At 53.9% G+C, this 19,396-nt stretch carries 13 protein-coding genes; 6 read left to right on the forward strand and 7 right to left on the reverse strand.

Translation table 11 applies throughout. The features are described from left to right. The first annotated feature begins 6 nt into the window (after positions 1-6). From prsK to ACAM27_RS12170, 6 genes are all read left to right on the forward strand, one after another. Positions 7-2,145 (forward strand): XrtA/PEP-CTERM system histidine kinase PrsK, encoded by a 2,139-nt coding sequence (gene prsK, locus ACAM27_RS12145; RefSeq protein WP_014421324.1) that lies wholly within the window; start codon positions 7-9, stop codon positions 2,143-2,145. Between the two features lie 135 nt (positions 2,146-2,280). Further along, positions 2,281-3,651, forward strand: coding sequence for a PEP-CTERM-box response regulator transcription factor (gene prsR, locus ACAM27_RS12150; protein ID WP_014421323.1), 1,371 nt, complete (start codon positions 2,281-2,283; stop codon positions 3,649-3,651). Between the two features lie 50 nt (positions 3,652-3,701). Beyond that, the gene (locus ACAM27_RS12155) at positions 3,702-6,404 is read left to right on the forward strand and encodes a tetratricopeptide repeat protein (protein ID WP_369612033.1); all 2,703 of its coding nucleotides are present in this window, start codon (positions 3,702-3,704) and stop codon (positions 6,402-6,404) included. 120 nt (positions 6,405-6,524) lie between these two features. Further along, a complete protein-coding gene (locus ACAM27_RS12160) occupies positions 6,525-8,489 on the forward strand; it encodes a PA14 domain-containing protein (protein ID WP_023010362.1) in 1,965 nt (654 codons plus the stop codon). A gap of 148 nt (positions 8,490-8,637) precedes the next feature. Further along, positions 8,638-9,318: a PEP-CTERM sorting domain-containing protein gene (locus ACAM27_RS12165; RefSeq protein WP_114434010.1), complete on the forward strand. Its 681-nt coding sequence runs from the start codon at positions 8,638-8,640 to the stop codon at positions 9,316-9,318. 67 nt (positions 9,319-9,385) lie between these two features. Next, positions 9,386-10,456 (forward strand): glycosyltransferase, encoded by a 1,071-nt coding sequence (locus ACAM27_RS12170; RefSeq protein WP_369612034.1) that lies wholly within the window; start codon positions 9,386-9,388, stop codon positions 10,454-10,456. Here the strand turns inward: ACAM27_RS12170 and ACAM27_RS12175 are convergent. From ACAM27_RS12175 to ACAM27_RS12205, 7 genes are read right to left on the reverse strand one after another with little or no spacing between them, the layout of a single operon-like run. Further along, entirely contained in the window at positions 10,398-11,951 is a 1,554-nt protein-coding gene (locus tag ACAM27_RS12175) for an exosortase/archaeosortase family protein (protein WP_369612035.1), read from the reverse strand. The two genes, ACAM27_RS12170 and ACAM27_RS12175, sit on opposite strands and share 59 nt — an antisense overlap. Before the next feature lie 12 nt (positions 11,952-11,963). Then, positions 11,964-13,085 (reverse strand): GNAT family N-acetyltransferase, encoded by a 1,122-nt coding sequence (locus ACAM27_RS12180; RefSeq protein ID WP_369612036.1) that lies wholly within the window; start codon positions 13,083-13,085, stop codon positions 11,964-11,966. Beyond that, entirely contained in the window at positions 13,082-13,981 is a 900-nt protein-coding gene (locus tag ACAM27_RS12185; RefSeq protein ID WP_369612037.1) for a glycosyltransferase, read from the reverse strand. The genes ACAM27_RS12180 and ACAM27_RS12185 overlap by 4 nt, the downstream gene beginning before the upstream one ends. A gap of 36 nt (positions 13,982-14,017) precedes the next feature. Further along, entirely contained in the window at positions 14,018-14,899 is an 882-nt protein-coding gene (locus tag ACAM27_RS12190; protein ID WP_141066909.1) for a glycosyltransferase, read from the reverse strand. Next, positions 14,878-15,951, reverse strand: a complete 1,074-nt coding sequence (locus tag ACAM27_RS12195; RefSeq protein ID WP_369612038.1) for a hypothetical protein — start codon at positions 15,949-15,951, stop codon at positions 14,878-14,880. Before ACAM27_RS12195 ends, ACAM27_RS12190 begins: the two co-directional genes overlap by 22 nt. Beyond that, positions 15,944-17,875, reverse strand: a complete 1,932-nt coding sequence (gene asnB / locus ACAM27_RS12200; protein WP_369612039.1) for an asparagine synthase (glutamine-hydrolyzing) — start codon at positions 17,873-17,875, stop codon at positions 15,944-15,946. Before asnB ends, ACAM27_RS12195 begins: the two co-directional genes overlap by 8 nt. 3 nt (positions 17,876-17,878) lie before the next feature. Further along, entirely contained in the window at positions 17,879-19,393 is a 1,515-nt protein-coding gene (locus tag ACAM27_RS12205; RefSeq protein WP_369612040.1) for an oligosaccharide flippase family protein, read from the reverse strand. Positions 19,394-19,396 lie beyond the last annotated feature (3 nt).

Below are 19,396 nucleotides of genomic sequence, written 5' to 3' on the forward strand. Positions count from 1 at the left end.
GAGCTAATGTTCAGGGATCTCAGCGTGATCAGTCACGGTGCGGCAGCCGCTGTCTTTGCGGTTCTGGCCGTTCTTGTGGCAACCCGTTATCTTCGCCGCGACATTGATCGTGCTCTGTTCCTTGCCGCCATTGTTACCGCCCTGTGGGCCTCCGTCCTGGTTACCCAAAGCCTCTGGGGATCGCCCGGATTCTTCACCCGCTACCTCCTGGAACTGCTCAGAGACACAGCCTGGTTACTCCTGCTGTTCGCCATGCTTCGCGACGGCTTTCGGCAAGGCCGGTTCACCAGTCAAATAAAGAAGGTATTGGGTGCCGCAACGGCGATACTGATCATCACCTTGCTGGCCCTTGGTACACTGGAGTTCGCACTCCACATCGATCTGGTCAGCGGTAAGACCAAGGTGATTGGCCAGATCGCCCTGTCACTCCTGGGCCTGTCGCTGGTCGAGCAGATCTGGCGAAACTCTACTGTCTTCGGCCGCTCCAGCATGAAGTACCTGTGCATTGGCGTTGCCACCATCTTCGCCTTTGATTTCTTCATGTATGCTGATGCTCTGCTGTTCGGGCAAGTCGCGGATTCGTTCTGGAATGCGCGCGGTTTTGTGAACGCCGCACTCATGCCCCTTTTTGCCATCAATGTAGTGAACACGCGCAAACAGCCTGTGGACTTCCAGCTTTCCCGTTCGGCGGTGTTTCACGCCGGCACCCTCATCTTCGCGGGCGGCTATCTGTTACTGCTGGCCATCGGCGGCTACTACGTGCGGGCTCTCGGTGGTGAGTGGGGCGAAGCCCTTCAGGTTCTTTTCATCACCGTTTCCCTGGCATTTCTGGTGACACTTCTGCTGTCGAGGCGTATTCGCGGCCGCCTGATGGTCTTCATCAGCCAGAACTTCTTCGACTACAAGTACGACTATCGCGATGAATGGCTCAAGCTCACCAAGGAACTTGCCAACCTGAGCAACGAACCACCCCTGCCCGAGCGAGTAGTGCGCATTCTGGCCGGACTGGTGGAAAGCAATGCCGGCGCGCTCTGGATAAAGGGCGAGCAGAAAGATTTCCACCTGAAAGCAAGCGTCAATATCGCGACTCCGAAGTACACCATCATTGACGAAGACTCGGATATGGTGAAGTTCTTCAAAGATCGCGAATGGATCATAGACCTGAGCGAATACCGGGAAGACCCGGTGAGCTACAACCTGCTGGAAATACCGGACTCCATCACCAAGACCCCGGAAGCCTGGCTGGTCATCCCGCTGTATCTTGATAACGAACTCTACGGCATTGCCATGGTCGGCGCGCCTTACGCCAGGGTGGAGCTTAACTGGGAGAACTTCGACCTGATCAAGGTGGTGGCCCGCCAGACCTGTAACCTCATCGCCCAGAACGATGCTCAAAACCGGCTCTCACGGGCCATGCAGTTTGAAGCCGTCAGCAAGGCCAGCGCGTTCATGGTGCATGACCTGAAAACACTGATCGCCCAGTTGTCCCTGCTGGTCAAGAATGCGCCCAAACATCGCAACAACCCAGCCTTTATCGACGACATGATTGCCACCACCGATCATGCGGTCCGTAAAATGTCGAACCTCGTGGATCATATCCGCAAACCATCCTCCGGGGCGGACGAGCAACGTGCTCCCATAGACCTGACCCAACTGGTCCGCGAGCTGATTGAAGACAACAGCCGCCGCAGCCCGGCACCGATGCTACTGGGTGCTCCACCCGCCATCCAGGTATGCGCCGACAAAGAACAGCTGCGCAGCGTGCTGGGCCACCTGATTAGCAACGCCCAGGACGCCACGGCTCCAACCGGGGAAATCACACTGAACCTGAAAACGGCCAAAGGCAGCGTGGTGCTGTTTATCCAGGATACCGGCAGCGGCATGACGGAAGAGTTTATCCGCACCCGGCTTTTCAAACCCTTCGAAAGCACCAAAGGGCTTACCGGTATGGGGATTGGAGCCTATCAGGCCCGGGAATACATACAGGAACTGGGCGGTTCGATTGACGTAACCAGCGAGCCCGGCCTGGGCTCCTGCTTTTCGGTACGTATTCCGCTGGCCAATGCAGCAACCGGCGAATCAGCCGGGAACAAGCCGGAACCGACAGATTCCGGCTTGCAGGAAGGCAGGCAAGCCGTCAATTAACCGACGGAGAAGACTATTTTATTAAGCGAGCATTGCAAAGTGTCAATGTTCAGTTAAGAATCAGAGTCATGGAATCGCGTTCGCCTCATGGGCGTCTATCCGATATGAACACGGAACAAAGGACTGGTTGTTGTTGTGAAGCAGTTATTGATAGTCGAGGATGATCCTGGCCTCCAGAGCCAGATGCGATGGTGCTTCAGTGAAGACATTGAAGTCTCGGTGGCCGCTGACCGGGAGGCAGCGCTAACGGCACTTCGGCGTCTCGAGCCTGAAGTGGTGACGCTGGATCTTGGCTTGCCACCCGACCCCGGCGGCGCCACTGAGGGTTTCGCCCTGCTGGAAGATATCCTTCGCCTGGCGCCCATGACCAAAGTGATCGTGGTGACTGGGCGGGAAGACAAGGAAAACGCCGTCAAGGCCATAGGCATGGGAGCCTGCGACTTCTACCAGAAGCCGCTGGATGCCGACATCCTCACGTTTGTGGTAAATCGGGCATTCCGCCTCGCGGAACTGGAAAAAGAAAACCGCGAACTGTCCTCGCAAGGCAATGGCACCAACATCAAAGGCATTGTTGCCGCCAGCCCCGAAATGCTGGTGATTTGCCGCACGGTTGAAAAGGTTGCGCCTACCGATGTCACCACCCTGATTACCGGCGAAACCGGTACCGGCAAGGAACTCCTGGCCCGGGCCCTGCACGACCTGAGCCATCGCGCCGACAAACCCTTTGCGGCCATCAACTGCGCCGCCATTCCGGAAAACCTGCTGGAGAGCGAACTGTTCGGGTTCGAGAAAGGCTCCTTTACCGGCGCGACCCAATCCAAGAAAGGCAAGATTGAGAGCGCCAACGGCGGCACCCTGTTTCTCGACGAGATTGGCGATATGCCGATGGCACTGCAGGCCAAACTGCTTCGCTTCCTGCAGGAACGAGTGGTCGACCGGGTAGGTTCGGTAAAACCGATTCCCGTTGATGTCCGGGTGGTGTGCGCCACCCACCGGAATGTTCAGGACCTGATTGCCCAGGGCGATTTCCGGGAAGACCTGTATTACCGGATCAGTGAAATCACACTGGATGTGCCTGCCCTGCGTGAACGGGATGGCGACCCACTGGTGATCGCACAATCCCTCCTGAAAACCCTGGGGAAACAAATGGACCGCCCTAACCTCACGTTCTCGGACGATGCGGTTCAGGCCATCAATGCCTACAGCTGGCCAGGCAATGTGCGTGAAATGATCAACAAGGTGAAGCGGGCGATCATCATGGCCGATGGCAAGCGCATCACCGCCGAAGATCTGGTTCTGCCCCTCGAGGGCTGCGACACCGACTTTCAGCTCAACCTGCGCCAGGTACGTGAAGCGGCAGAACGAAAGGCGATTATTCAGGCCCTCACCACCAGTAATTTCAACATGGCTCAGGCATCGCGCCTTCTGGGCGTTACCCGCCCGACGCTATACAACCTGACCGACAAGTACCGGATTGAGACCAACACCGCCCCGAACGAGGCCTGAGACACCCAATGCTGGAACAGAACAAGACCCGACGAAGGAAGGACCAGGGCATGAAGATAAGAACTATTGCGCGTGCATCACTGCTATCCGCTGCCATCGCTTTGGCCGTGACGGGGTGCAACAGCGAACCGGACATGTCTCAGGAAGACATTCAGTACATCAGCCATGTAGACCAGGCACGGTTTTTCCAGCGCCAGGGTGAGCTGAAAGCAAGCACCATCGAGGCCCGAAGCGCCATCGATCTCCAGCCGAATCGCGCCGCCCCCTACTTTGTCATCATCCACAACCTGCTAACTGCCGGTGATGCGGCGAACGCTGAACGGCAACTGGACAAGCTCCTTGAGAAGACGAACATTGAGGAGCTGGGCCAATCGGAACGCAACCAGGCTGCGTTGATCCGGGCTGAAGCCCGTATTCTCCAGGGTAAACACCAGGAAGCCCTGGAATCTCTGGACCAGATTTCATCGCCCTCTCCGGATCAACAGTTGCAGGCAGACAACCTGAAAGGTCGCGCCTGGTTGACCAGCGGCGACTTTGACAAAGCCGAAGAGGCCTACCAGAGCGCGTTCGACAAACACAGCAATAACGTTGTTGCCATGGTCGGCCTGTCCCGGGTTGCCACGGCCAAGGGCGACTTCGACACTGCAAAGGAACGCCTTGAGAAAGCCATAGAAATTGACGCTGAACACGAGGACGTCTGGCTCTGGAGAGCGCAATTCGCCCATGCCCAACAACAATGGGCCGAAGCAGAACAGGCGTACATACGCGCACTGGAGACCATCGGCCAGTTCGACGTTATGACCTTCCGGAAATACCAGACCATTTCGGCCTTGATCACCGTTTTGCGTGAGCAGGGCAAATCGGCGGAGGCATTTGTCTACGAGGAAATCCTTGCCAAGTCCGGTCCGGGTACGATCAAAAGCAACCTGGAAGCCGCGGCCTCAGCCTATAATGATGGCGACCTGAATACCGCCGCCAGGTATCTGCAGGAAGTCCTTAACCAGGTTCCCAACCATCAACAAAGCGCATTGATGCTGGGCGTAATACGTTATCGGCAAGGCCGCCCCGAGGAGGCGGAGAAACTGCTTGCACCGCTGGCCGATATGGAAAACGCCGATGAAGTACGCAAACTCCTGGCCGCCACCCGCATATCCATGCGCGACCCGGCTGGCGCAAAATCACTGCTGGAAGACCTGGAGGGCAGCGACGCCGATCCACAAACACTTGCACTGGTAGGCATTGCAAGCCTGGCTTCTGGCGATGACCAGAGTGGCCGCCAGCTCCTCGAGAAGTCGCTGGAACTGGCACCGGAGAACCACAACCTGCGTTTGCGCTATGCGGCTTATCTCACTCAAACCCGAGATTTCGCCAATGCCATCAAACAGGCCAGTCAGATTCCGTCGGATGCCACGGAGGCCCTGCAGGCCACAATTCTGACATCCCAGGCCCAGGCGTTGTCTGGCAATTCGCAGGCGGCAACAGAAACTCTGGACACCTGGCTTAAAGCCAATCCGGACAGCATGGCTGCCCTGATTGCCCGCGGAAACCTGGCCAGCAGCCTGAACAACACCCAACAGGCGGCCAGCTACTTTGAGCGGGCGCACAAGCAACACCCGGAAGAAGCAGCTCCTCTGGTAGCTCTGGGCAACCTTGCCCGCGAACAGCAGAACACGGAGCAGGCGATTGCCTGGTACCGCCAGGCGGTCGAAACCAACCCGAACAACCTGCCCGCCATTCAGGCCCTTGCCGGTGTGATGAAGCGCGATCAACTGACCGGGCTGATGCAGGAAATCAGCACGCAACATCCTGAGGCAAACGGACCGCGGCTGATCCTTCTGGAATCCGCGCTGATCAACAACGATACGTTGCAAGCCGATGAACTTACCGCCCGGTTGATGGAAAGAGAGCGCGAAGACCAGCCCTCACCGGCTGAACCGCTGGTCGCTGCGGTGTATGAAGGCATTGCCACTCAAATGGCACAGCGCAACAACAGCGAGCGCGCTCTGGAGATCCTGAGCCGCGGACGAGCGCTCTTCCCAGAGAACGAGGCCATCGCCCTAAAAGTGGCCGCCATCGAATTCAGCAATGGCAACGCAACCGCCGCGCGAAGCGCGCTGCAGGATGCCAAGCAGCATCACCCGGACTCCCCCGCGCCCTACCAGGTAGAAGCCAGCTATTACGAGAACCAGGGCGAACATCAGCAAGCTGCTGAGCTTTATCAACTGGCGCTGGCCAAGCGACAAACGGCGGAACTGGCCATCGCCCATGCTCGCGCACTCTCTAACGCCGGCCGATCTCAGAATTCGATAGAAGCACTGCAGGAAGCCAACAAACAATTCCCGAACAATTCGTCAATTCTGCTTACACTGGCGCTTCAAACCCAGCAAGCAGGCCAGACGGATGCGGCCATTGATCACTACCAGCAGGTTCTGCAACTGACCCCGGACAACGCCCTGGCGCTGAACAATCTCGCCTGGCTGTATTACGAGGCCGGCAACAGCGAAGCGGCATCACTGGCCAAACGCGCCTACGAACTAGTGCCCGAAAATGCTGCGATTGCAGATACCTACGGCTGGATCCTGTTCGAGGCTGGTGAACACGAGCAAAGCCTGGCGGTACTGGAAAGAGCCCATTCCCTGGCACCGGATTCCCAGGAAATTGCCATGCATCTGGCCGAAGCTTATCGAGCCACCGGCCGCACGGATGCGGCCCAGCAGATCATGGACAAGTTCAGCTCAGGCAACAACGGCTAATCATTACTCACGCTATAACCAAATAGAGGACATAACGAAACGTTCCTAGCCACCGGTGGCAGCCCTGACCCACTGCAACAATACTTTACATATTGTTTCCAATAGCAAGGAAGGTGGGTTATGGCTGCTATCAAAGTGTTGAGCGTAGGCACCGTGGTGGTTCTGCTCAGCGGCTGTCAGAACTGGCAGTTCAGGGATATTGAGGATTTGCCACCGACAGCCGCGATACCAGAGACGAGCGAACCGGGAAAGGTCGATGTCTGGTATTTTGACGGTATCTCCGGGAACTACGTTCAGGGCATGCTGGATGCAGAGAAATATCCGGATTCGCCCGATGAAATCACTGAACTCACCCAACTGCGCCAAGCCACCAGCCGAGCCAATAATTACGGCACGCTGATCCGAGGCTTTATCGAGCCCCCCGAAACGGGCGAATACACCTTTTACATCAGTGGCGACGATCAGACACAACTGTGGTTATCTGACTCCCAGAACCCGGACGGTGCGGTTCAGATCGCCTCCACCATGTCCACGCCCCTCGATAATTTCACCCGCTACGCCTCACAAACCTCCGGCGTACAATATCTGGAGGCCGGCAAAAAATATTACTTTGAATTCAGGCACAAGGAAGGTGGATGGGACGACCACTTTACCGTTGCCTGGTCCGGCCCCGGCATCTCTCAGCAAGTGATCAGCGGCAGCGCGCTCCATAGCTACGCCCAGAAAGCCCCTGACTCGGCCCCCGAGATGACAACCGAAGATGCTTACCATCTAGGTTATCGAATCGGTTACTTTGACGCTGAACAGGGTCTCTCATTCAACAGCCAGTACCCCCCACTTGATGCGGACAGTGATGATCTGTACGACAACTGGGAGATTGTGTACGGGCTGGATCCATCCAATGCGGCCGATGCAAAATCCGATACCGACAATGATCTGCTTACCGCCATGGATGAGTTCTGGGCCAGGACCAATCCCGGAACCGAAGATACTGATAACGACGGGATTCCGGATGGGTACGAATACGCCTATGGCACGGACCCCACCAACCCGGGCGATGCCAATGTAGATCTTGACGGTGATGGCTACACCATCCTGCAAGAGTACCAGGCCGGCACCAATCCCACCGATGCCAGCGACTTCCCTGCCCCCCAGGAAGTGTATGCAACCGGATTCGTCGGCCAGTACTTCACAGGCACCGAGTTTGACAGCTTCGTTTACAGTCAGCGGGATGCGACGGTCAACTTCAACTGGAATAGTGGAAGCCCGTCAGCGGAGCTTCCAAGGGACCGGTTCAGCGTGCGTTGGCAGGGATGGTTTACACCACCTCACAATGAAGGAACCCGGGACTACACCTTCACCACCACTACGGATGATGGTGTTCGGCTTTTCCTCAACGGCTCTACCGTCATTGATCAGTGGAAGAACCAATCCCCCACCAGCTACAACGCCACAGCGAGTCTCGAAGCGGGGACCCCCGTTGCCATTACCATGGAGTACTTTGAATTCGGCTGGGGCGCCACTGCACAACTGGCGATTACCGACGCCGCCACCGGAGATGCCATATCCACGACCAACACCGTCCAGCATCTGGCATTGGACAGCGAGTTCGCCGAAAGCACCTTGAACGACGGCATCGACGATCTTTACAAACTTCGCTACGGACTCCCCCTGATGCAACCATCAGCCAGCCGGGTGCTTAACGATAGCGGCGTGACAGTTCTTGAGGCTTATCAATCGGGCCTGCACCCGTACACGCTCGAAACCGTATCGGAGCCAGAATCACCGGTCACCAGCCAGCCCGGTGGTACCGGCGATGCCAGCGGCAGTGTGACACTGTCGTGGACGCCTCCCGGCACCAGGGTAGACGGCAGCAGCATTTCGCTGAGCGAAATTGACCGTTACCGGATCAACTACGGACAGGATGCTGCAAACCTGACTCAAACCCTGGAGGTGCCGGCAGGCACAACCTCAACCACGGTTACCGGCCTGGCGCCCGGCACCTGGTACTTTACGATTCAGGTAATTGATATCAATGGATTGAGTAGTGAACCGTCTGATCCGGTAGAGCATCAGGTTAACTAAGTGGGCATTTTGGTTGTCGAGTTATTTTACAACCAAACAGCAGCGACCAGAAAAGTTCATTAATATTCAATAACTTAAAATCTGGCACGAAGCCTGCTTATTAGAGGATGACGTAACGCAAAGACCACTCACTGGAGGAGTGACTCAAATGAAAAAATTGACTCAAGGCTTGGCAATGGCTGCAGCCGTCGGTTTTGCCGGAGTAGCTCAGGCTGCCTATATCGATTCTGTTGCCAATGCAAACGCACCTGGCGCTGTAGCTGAGCAAAGTGTTCCGGGAGACAACGATTACGCCACTCGCGTAGGTGGTACCTGGACAGCGGATGCACCTCTGTACAACGTGGGTGATACCGTACTGTTCGGCCACAACCTGAAATCCACCAGCTCCGATCCGTTCAAGCTGACCTTCACCTACCTGGGTAAGGAAGCTTCAGACAACAACCAGTTCTACTGGGGTAACACGCTGGTATTCGATACCAATAGTTCCGTAGATGACCAATACAGTGCTGTATTCTACGGTGGCCTTGACGCCCTGCTGAACTTCAAGTTCGTCAACGGCAGCGGTGTTACCATCAACAACGATGGCGCCAACGGCAGTCAGTTCAACAACATTGCCAATCCGAACTCCAGCACCAACTTCAACCTTTTCTATGTTGAAGAAGATTACTTTGTAATCAGCCTGGACGATGGCTATGTTGGCGATGACAACCATGACGATATGGTGATCGCAGTTCGTGCCACCAAGGTTCCCGAGCCTGGCACGCTAGCACTGCTTGGCCTTGGTCTCGCTGGCATTGCCGTCCGGATGAAAGGCCGTAAAAAAGCCTGACATCGAGTTCTATGCTACGCTTTAAAAGCCCTGCACTTGCAGGGCTTTTTCATTTCAGGTCAGGTTCATGGATGTACTGATTGTTTATGCCAATAGCGGCAGAGGGCTGCAAAAAGATGCCAGGATACTGGAAGCAGCCCTGCAGCGGCTTGGGCACCAGACCAGGCAGGTTCAACTGCCCCCTACTCCCGTATGGCGTTCCCGCCTTTCAGCTTATCGATTCGAGGCATTAAAACGATTTTGCCCCGGATTTCTCAGCAAACTCTTCTATCGCAGTCAGATCGGCTTGCTCAGGCTGCTACGTCCGGTTCAACAGGCGGATCTCGTCATTCACCTCGAGAATATCTGGATATCTCAATTGGCTGCTGGCCGACACCACTGGCTCATCCCTAACCAGGAATGGTTCATTGAATCGAGAGGTCCCTACCTCAGCTTTACCAACCGTATACTCTGCAAAACACAGCACGCGGTATCGATTTTTTCCGCCTTACATGCAGACACCCAATACCTCGGTTTTACCGGCGGTGAAGTTAGCGCTCAAAACGGTTCAGAAAGGAAAGACTACGGTTTGGCTTTGCATGTAGCTGGCAACAGTCAGTTCAAGGGCACGCAACGTGTTATGGCATGTTGGCAGAGGCACCCTGAATGGCCAGAACTGGTCGTCGTCTCCCAGCATCTGGACACCACCCCCGCCGCCAATATCAGGGTAGAGAAAAATCTCACGAACAATGAACTAAACACACTCTGGGCCCAGGCCGGTTTCGCGGTACTACCTTCTGAGGTGGAGGGTTATGGCCAGGTACTGGCAGAGGCCATGGCTTACGGCTGTATTACAATAACAACTGATGCACCGCCCATGAACGAGCTGGTTGGGAAGGACAGAGGCTTTCTGGCCCACGTGGAAAGAAAGCTGACGTTTCGCCTGGGCACCCGTTACCTTGTCTCAGAGCAAGCTCTGGAGCAGAGCATTCAAGCTGCGATAGACCAGCCACCGGCCACGCTGGCCCACATGTCCAGGCGGGCAATCGAATGGTATTCAACCAATCACGAACAGTTTCTTTCCCGATTAGAGAGCCAGCTCAAAGATCTGGTCGCACCACCTCTTGATCAATCTGCTCAAGAATCACCGGAAAGGTAGACTCGATAAACTCAGCGAGAGTTGCAGCCACCTCACAGCCATCGCACGCCACTGCAGAGATGAGTAAAGAGGCATCATCACGGCCACTGAAGAACCCACCCACTTGAGCAAGCTTCGCGCGCCACTGATCGGTTTCCCACTGCCCCTGAACAAAGTAGCTATACCCCAGATGCACACGTTGTCCGGAAACACGATGTTTCAGGGTGACTCCCTGCACCGGGATATTCAGGCTGTTTTCAACATCAAAGAAGCCTTCCGGAATCCAGAAATCACGGTCATAAAGGCGGTTACTGTACTGGATGAGTTCCGCACGATGCCTTTGATAGTCATAGGTAAAAGCGCCCAGATAGTAGGTTGTGCCCAAACCTTGCCCTGCGCGGGCTTGTAAACGGTCGAACAGGGTTTGCGCATAAACCCTATCTGGATTAAGAATTTTGGGCCGCCATCCCTGCAGTCCCGCCCCAAACACCGGGGCATACCTTTCACCCAAATCAATGGCATAACCTTCAGATTCAGACGTAATATTGCCGCGCTTGTCCGGCAAAGAGATCCAGGTAACTAATCCCAAGATTGCCACAACCACAACAGCAACGGCAGCCTTCCCTGCGGATTCAACCTTATCTTGTTTCTCGTCACTGGCCTGACCGGCAACAACCAGGTCATCCCGTTTCTCAAGCTGACGAGCCAGAAAATAGAGGGGAACAAGCGTGCCCGCAAACACCCACCAGCCAAAATCATCGTGATCCTCAATCAGGCCGGACTGCATGTTTGTTTCATACCCCATGTAGATGATGACGAACACCCGGATCCAGTTGGCAAGTAGAGCGAATGCCACCCCCAAACAGAATAACGTGACGCGGGATCGTAACCTCGACAGGTATAACTCGCCATAAATCAGAACCAGCGCCTGTCCCACCAGCAGATACCGTAGTCCAGAGCATCCATGAGCAACCTCAAAGGTTCCGACACCGATGAGGTAAACGAAAACGCCCTCCACCTCAAAATCAATATCGAAAAAACCCAACAGGACCTTATTAACGGCAACGGTAATTACCTGTAGCGTCCAGGCCAGGAAATCCCACACAGGAATGGTCAGAAACAGCAAACCCAGCGGCACAAGGAACCACCGTACCTGTCGCCACCCCATTAGCGTGGCGCAAGCGCTCAGTAGCATAGGTACCAGTGACAGGTGTTGTAATGCCTGAAGCCGGATCAGGCCTCCTACCCAATACGCCCCAAAGCAGGCCAGCAACGGTAAAAGCCATAACGGATAAAACCCGGGAACGACTGGATGAGCCTTTGCTGCACGTGCAGTCAAATACACAGACACCGCCGCAAGCAGGATGCCGTGGGAGTATGATTCATCCAACTTGAGCCATCGGTTTACAATACCGTCGATCGAGGGAAACGTAACCAGTGCCAGCAAACCTAGCAAAGCAAGAAATGGCCATAGACGACTCATTAAATTCATAGACGGCATCCTTTCCTCGGTCATCACAACTCCTGACTAAAGACGAAAAAAACGGTTGATCGACGATACCAAGCGAGAAGGCAAGCAACCTCTTGCACTGTACGCCAACTTCAGAACCGGGGAACGCACATACTCCACGGTTGTAAACAGCACGTCTTCGCCCCGGAAATGACTTTTATAAAAGGTGTTCTTTCCCGCCCCGGCCAATAAATCGTAACTGAAAACCTCAGTGTCCCGGAACGCCCGCTCAATGGCATATCCCAGGTGTAGGGTTCCCAAAGATACCTTGCTGTTCAAATTCTCCATAAAACCCGCCTGAAGGTTGTATACCCGGTTACCCGCTTGCACATCATAAAGCACAGAGACCACCTCTTCGCTGGCTGTCAACACAGACAAGCTGGGCCTCTGATTGCGAGAAAGACGGGCGAGCATAGCTTGATGAAAGCGAACAGCGTTCTCGTCAAAACACGGTTTCCCCCAACGCTCCCAATGAAAGTGGTTCAGTTGCTCAAGAAACCTCTGGGGATCATGACATTCCTCATATCGCCCCTGTAACGAGTTCTCAAACCAGTCACGGCGGTTATAGACTTTCAATCGGGTATTTTTGCCAAGGCGCGCCAACCAATCGGCAAACACCCCCTGCACCGGAATCACTACTCCGCCCGATTCACTCCGGACCAGGCGAGATAAATCCAGACGGTCACACAGACTGGTCTCAACCATATTCATAGACCGAGCTGAAGCATCAGCGAAGATCATTTCGTCCCAATCAAGACCCGCAAGATAATCAGAAAGCGTATCCATCACCGATTGCTGTTGGCGGCGCTCAACGATCACGCCCACGTATTCTGTCCGAACCGTGGGACCAAGCTTCCAGGCATTGCCAACCACGTGCAGCCTGCGAACCTTCCATCCCAGCGGTGTGGTGACAGAGCTCAAGTATAGTGGCGCAATTCCTACAAGGTTTTCGTCGCCGTCGAATACTGCAAGAAGCAATAGCTCTAAATCGAGTTTATTGCCCCAGGTTTCCCACCAGGACACCTGCCAAGCCCAACTCATAAATAACGGGTCTGCATTGCTTGTGTTGAGCAGAGCGTCCCATTGATCCTGCAGGTTGAAAAAATCCCTCTCAAATAGACGGCGAACGGTATAGCTCATGTGCGCCTCCCTGCACCGGGAACAAACCCGAATTTGAAGGCAAACCTCCATGGCCCGGACCAAAAAGGATCCTGTCTAAGGGCGCGAAGAAGGCATTGAAAAGCCTGATCACGTCGGCCTACCGAAAGCTCATACCGACCTTTCCGAATTTGGAAATAGCTTAACCCCCTACGGGCTTCTCTTGGGGTGACCGCCTCAGGAAAGGCTTGCAGAAAGCTGTGGACAATCTGCTCGTTAGCTCGAAAGCGGCTGTCTTTATCAGAGGAAATCTGGTTCTCCATTACCCGGTAATACCCCAGGATTTCCGGAATGTAGAGAAACAGATAACGAGTAGAGAATCGCAACCAAAGCCCGTAATCCTCTGCCAGCCGGTCTGCATTATCGAAGCCACCCATCTCGTCAAAACAGCGCCTTCGAGTCATGGTGGTGTTCATACTGACAAAATTGTCTCGCAGCAAATGAGGGGTTATGCGACCGGAATAGCGCTTCATTCGGTTAACGCCACGTTCCTGCCCTTCCCCGTCTATGACCATATAATCGCCATAGGCTATATCTGCCTGAGGATTTGCCTCGAAAGCCTTGAGCGTGCGTTCTAACTTGGTTCTGACCCAGGCATTATCAGAGTCAAGAAAGCAGATGAACTGACCTCGTGCTTCATCAATGCCCCGATTCCTGGCCACGCTCTGGCCCTGGTTCTTCTGATGCAGATACCGCACACGAGGATCTGAGAAATACTTCTTCATCAACTCAGCTGTACCATCAGTGGAGCCATCATCAACGACAATCAACTCCAGATCATCGAATGACTGTGAAAGCACACTCTCAACTGCCAATGGCAGATAATCCGCTCGGTTGAATGTTGGCGTAATGACTGACACCAAAGGACTCAAAGACATGACCACTTTACTTCCCTGTCTTGTTCAGCATTGTTGTTATTTCAGCGCTACCGCAAAGAGTGCGCGCCAGACATTCGACTCCGTAGGCGCGTACTTGAGTGCTTTCACAATCTCCTTTAGACCGGCGGCCTTCTCGCCAGTTGCTCCGAGGTAGCGGCCCTTCCGGATATAGAAATGAGCAAATCCTTTATCAAAATCTCTGGTACTCAGCGCCTCGGGATACTCACGCCGGAAATCGTGAATAATGGCTTCGTTAACTTTAAAGCGTTGGGTTTTATCCGAAGAAATCTGATCCTCCATCACCCGGTACCAAGCCCAGTATTCCGGTTCGTATCGGAATTCATACCGGGCAGAAAACCGAAGCCAGAGGTCATAGTCATCTGCCACTCTTCGCTTCCCACTCATACCACCCATTTCATCGAAGCAGCGCCGCCTGGCCATGGTCGTATTCATCGCAACGCAGTTATCCTGAATCATTCTGGCTGCAATTCGGCCGGAATAGCGGGACATGTTTTTCCGGCTGATTTCCTTACCTTGCTCATTGATAATCACATTATCGCCGTAGAGCACATCCACTTCCGGATGTTTTTCAAAAATACGAATCTGGTTTTCCAGTTTATCCAGGGGCCAATAATTATCGGAATCCAGAAAACAGATAAACTCCCCAGCCGCCTCTGCAAGAGCAACATTCCTGGCCACACTTTGCCCCCGGTTTTCCTGTTGGAACAAACGTACTCTCTCGTCCTTGAGATAGGGCTGAAGCAACTCGACCGTGTTGTCCGTTGAGCCATCATCAACGATGAGGAATTCAAAGTGCGGATAACTCTGTTTTATGACACTCTCAACCGCTTCCAGGATGAATTCCGAACGGTTGTATGTCGGAGTGATAATAGTGACTAAAGGGTTTTCAACCGACATTCGCCGCCTTCCTTGTTCGTACCTTTTTCGTTCCAGTTTTCTCGAGCAGACTGCAGTAATTCACCATCGGAATCCCCCCCCATGATGAACCAACCTTGTATGCACTGCTGGGGCTCGGCTACAGACTCACTTTCCGGGGAGGCCCACACAAAGAACCTGGGTTGCTCGCGCCCCTGATAGAAACCGGCAGCTTTCATTACTTGCTTTAATTCCAGATCAGATGTCATTGCGGAATAAGACGACGCACCAGGCCAATTACTGAGTATTGCTTCAATAACCGCTGCTTTTATCCCCTTCGATTTGGCCGGCCCTAGGTAATCCACCAGGCGCACCTGTCTACCATACTCTCGTACCACTCCGAGAGCTTTCAGAGTGCGGCCTCGGCCTCTCAATTCTATAAACTGATAACTTGCAAAAGGATGTTGCTGATATCGCCAATCCAGATAGCTCCAATTCCGCACTACTGCCTTGTCGTAGCCTTTTGCTATCGAATTCCACAGCGCGTCGATCTCATCTTTGGCCGGAAGCTGCTTTGTTACCGATATGGAATCCCCCATTGGAGGTGTTCTGCGGGTTATCAACTTTGTCCCGAATTGAAAAACCATCAATGCCCAGTCGCGGAATGAACGGGGCTCTCGAATTCGCCTGAGAAAATGCACCTCGTTATTGGCTTGCCACCCCATCCGTTCCAGAACAATGGCGGCCACAGGACTGATACCAAACGACATTAGAATGGGAGAACGCTGCGCAAGCTCCACCTTGATCAGCCTACCAATGCCCTTTCCTCGCAGGCCTTGGTTAACCTTGAAATCGCAGCTCCACATCGCAGAAGTAGGCCTGCCCTCCCACAATATGGACACGGGAACCACAGCATTGAACCCGACAACGGAGCCTTCTTCTTCTGCCACCACGGGGGCAAAGCCCCGAGCCCGAGCCCCGGGATTATCCAGAAACTGGTAATCCCAGATATCACGCTTGAACGCTACATCAGAGAAAAGATTGAGTACCTGCTCCCTGTGTCGGTGCTCTTCGTAGGGTTTAATGTCAACCACCGGTACGCTCCAGCCAGGCAAGAAACATCAGAATGCCCCATAATTCTGCGGAATAATCTTCCCGTCCTTTAAGATGTTCTTGCCAATAGGCATGAACGACCAAACGATCAAGGTAATCCTGCTTATCGAACACCGAGGGCTGCAACAAAGACTCGGCCCAAGGACGTAATGGACCTCTAAGCCATTGTCCCACCGGCACTGCAAAACCCTGTTTCGGCCTGTCAACCATCGACTGAGGCACATGTCGGTAGAGCACACTTCGCAGTACCTGTTTGCCAATGCCGCCTTTCAGGTTATAGCTCAACGGCAAAGATAGCGCGAAGGCAACCACGTTGGGATCCAACATCGGTATCCGGGTCTCAAGGCTGCAAGCCATGGCCGCCCTATCCACCTTAACCAGAATGTCATCTGGCAGGTACCAATTCAGATCGCGCCACATGAGAGTTTTAAGGCTGTCTTGAGGAATGACATTCGGAAGATTCCCGCTCAAACCGTAGAGCGGCTCATTAACATTGCTCAGGAAACATTCTGGCTCGGTCCAGAAAGACACCGATTGGCGGTAGAATTCCGAGAGACTGGCAGCCGAGGCCAACGCTCGCTCCGCTTTCAGTCGATGACGAATCGCCAGAGCCGAGCGCCCACGCTGCGAAGGTATTAGTGACCGAATAACATGCGCAGTTGGGCCCTCTGGCAAACGAGTGAGCAAACGTCGGGCAGCACCGCCAACACCGTTTCGCACCTGCCAACGTTTATGAACCGACGGATATCGGGAGTAACCGCAAAAAAGCTCATCGCCGCCGTCGCCAGACAGCGCCACCGTGACATGTTTTCGGGTCATCTCGCTGACAAGAAAAGTAGGCAGCTGAGATGAATCCGCGAAAGGCTCGTCGTATAGATCTGGCAACCGTGGCACGAGGTCAAGCGCATCCTCGGGAGTTACGTACAACTCCGTGTGTTCGGTTCCCAGATGACGGGCAACCTCTGCAGCATGCTCTGCCTCATTGAAGCCCGGCTCATCAAAGCCAATACTGAACGTTCTCACGTTCTGGCTTGCACGGGCTTGCATAAGTGCAACCACGGTGGAAGAGTCGATACCGCCGGAGAGAAAAGCACCTAAAGGAACGTCCGATACCATCTGGTCTTCGATCACGTTCCCGAGTAAAGCCTCCAACTGGTCACTGGCAGCCTCAAAGCTTTCCGGCGCCCGGCTCTCTGTAAAGCAATCCTCAAGGCACCAGTAGCGTTGCGGTTCCGGTAACGTACCCGGTGAGGATCCATCAAGAGGAAAACGAACCAGCGAGGCAGGCGGTAGTTTTAAAATCCCTTTGTGAATACTGATCGGTGCTGGTATCACGTTGTGCCGGAGCAACAGCGCCAGCGCCCCAGGCTCTACACCGCCTTGCCATGCAGGATGTACCCGAAGCGCCTTGAGCTCCGAACCAAACAACAGAGTGTTGCCTTGCCATCCATAATACAGTGGCTTTTCACCCATTCGGTCTCGGGCCAGAATCAGATCCCGGCTTTTCAGATCCACCAGCGCAAAAGCAAACATTCCCGAAAGCTTCGGTAGGCTCTCTTCCAAGCCCCAACGCTCAATTGCATGGAGCATCACTTCCGTGTCTGAGTGGCCCCGAAAGGTGCATCCCTCCTTTTCAAGCTCTGCTCGCAGCTGCCGAAAGTTATAGATTTCCCCATTGAAGGCAATAACAAAGCGCCCGCTCGCTGACGCCATCGGCTGCGCACCCGCCGGTGACAGATCCTGAATGGCCAGCCGCCTGTGCACCAGACCAACACCAAGCTCGGCCCTCACCCAAACTCCGGCGTCGTCTGGGCCCCGGTGAATGATAGCCTCACCCATACGTTCCAGCGTCGTTTCGGGCCCTCGACCCACATCCCTGTCTACGAATCCTGCAAAACCGCACATGGATTAGTTCCTTCCTGCAATGCGAGTCAATCGAGCGCCCACGTAGTCTCGCTCTTCCCGATTCAACACCAGCAACCAGAAGGCCGCTAACCAACCCACACTTCCCAATATAGCACCTAGCAAAATATGACCATACGAGTCGTACACCAAATATTCGCCAAGTCCCAGGATAATCAAAGCCATCAAACCGGCCGGTACAAACGCCGGCAGCACAGACGCCCGGAGATATTGCCTAACCGGCAAATCCAGGTGCCGACAGGTGTACCGAAGATACAGCGGCACAAAAATCAGCCCCGGGACGACGGAGGCAAAGGCAACTCCCTCAAGTCCAAATGGATGGACCAGCACAAGGCTTAGCCCGATATTAAGCAATGCTGCCAATGGCGTAAGGCGAGCAAAAATTCCATGCTTATTAATAGCCGTGAGGTAACGGCTGGCAAAAGGATTTATGAACGGCAATATCGTAAAAAAGACCAGAAACAGGATAAGCCACTTGGCCTTTTCACCAAATTCAGGGCCCAACCAGATCGAGATAAATGGCGCACCAAGCAATAAAGCGCCGGTCCCCATAGCAAATAGAATGCTGACAACGTACCGGGAAGAGATGAGAAAAACCGTTCGAATGGTCTCGTTTTCTGCCTTTGCACTCAAGCCACTGAACAGAGGCATGAAGGCATGAGTTAGAGTCCATCCAAGGCCACGTATGTGCTGAGTCAAATTGGCTGGAATGCTGTAAAAAGGCACCATAGCAGGCCCCATTATCAGCCCGATAACCAAGACATCCGTGGCGTTCTCCACTCGGGTGGCAATTCCCTGAATGAACGACTTGAACCCGAACACAATCAGTTCTCGCAACCGGCTCAACGAGAATGTCCCCATCTGAGCTCGAATAGCCCCATAAGCCGGTCGTGAAAGTATCCACATAAATAAAACGTATTTAATCGTCAAACCAATCGCATTAATGGTCGCGAGAAGCACTAGTCCATTTTCCGGAGTTATAAAATAGTATAAAAGAACAGAACCAAAAACGGAGTTTATAATAGTTATATTGTTCTTTAGGTAATATTTCTGAAACCCTTCCAGATAGCTTTCAGCAACATAACCAGGAAATGAGATCAACAAATAGGCTCCAATAATAACAAGGAACAGCGTGTATTTTTGGTGGGGCTCATCGTTTGGGGCTATACCGCCTGAAAACCAGACGCCCCAGCAGAAAAAGAATACAAATAATAGAACTCCCACAAGCGCCATGAATACAAGAGCCGACATATAAACCGACTGGAGTGCCGTCTCATCTTCCTCTGCAAGATGCCTGGCAGCGAATCGGCTAATTGCGGGACGAAGCCCCAGGTCCAGGATGCCCATATAGCCAATTACGGCACCAATCATCTCCCAAAGCCCGTAGTCGTATCTCCCCAGGTTATGAACGAAAACCGGTGTCATCACGAACGTGATAATCAGCTTTACAAACATTACAAGAACGTTCGATCCGGTATTAACAAGCAGAGTTCTAATCACCGA

The organism is Marinobacter sp. RI1, assembly GCF_041155085.1.
GTDB classification, from domain to species: domain Bacteria; phylum Pseudomonadota; class Gammaproteobacteria; order Pseudomonadales; family Oleiphilaceae; genus Marinobacter; species Marinobacter nauticus.

What these genes read in the sequence shown, in the direction of transcription:
- prsK (WP_014421324.1), top strand. Translation starts at nt 7, where the DNA reads ATGTTCAGGGATCTCAGCGTGATCAGTCACGGTGCGGCAGCCGCTGTC.
- ACAM27_RS12155 (WP_369612033.1), top strand. Translation starts at nt 3,702, where the DNA reads ATGAAGATAAGAACTATTGCGCGTGCATCACTGCTATCCGCTGCCATC.
- ACAM27_RS12160 (WP_023010362.1), top strand. Translation starts at nt 6,525, where the DNA reads ATGGCTGCTATCAAAGTGTTGAGCGTAGGCACCGTGGTGGTTCTGCTC.
- ACAM27_RS12165 (WP_114434010.1), top strand. Translation starts at nt 8,638, where the DNA reads ATGAAAAAATTGACTCAAGGCTTGGCAATGGCTGCAGCCGTCGGTTTT.
- ACAM27_RS12170 (WP_369612034.1), top strand. Translation starts at nt 9,386, where the DNA reads ATGGATGTACTGATTGTTTATGCCAATAGCGGCAGAGGGCTGCAAAAA.
- ACAM27_RS12175 (WP_369612035.1), bottom strand. Translation starts at nt 11,951, where the DNA reads ATGACCGAGGAAAGGATGCCGTCTATGAATTTAATGAGTCGTCTATGG.
- ACAM27_RS12180 (WP_369612036.1), bottom strand. Translation starts at nt 13,085, where the DNA reads ATGAGCTATACCGTTCGCCGTCTATTTGAGAGGGATTTTTTCAACCTG.
- ACAM27_RS12185 (WP_369612037.1), bottom strand. Translation starts at nt 13,981, where the DNA reads ATGTCTTTGAGTCCTTTGGTGTCAGTCATTACGCCAACATTCAACCGA.
- ACAM27_RS12190 (WP_141066909.1), bottom strand. Translation starts at nt 14,899, where the DNA reads ATGTCGGTTGAAAACCCTTTAGTCACTATTATCACTCCGACATACAAC.
- asnB (WP_369612039.1), bottom strand. Translation starts at nt 17,875, where the DNA reads ATGTGCGGTTTTGCAGGATTCGTAGACAGGGATGTGGGTCGAGGGCCC.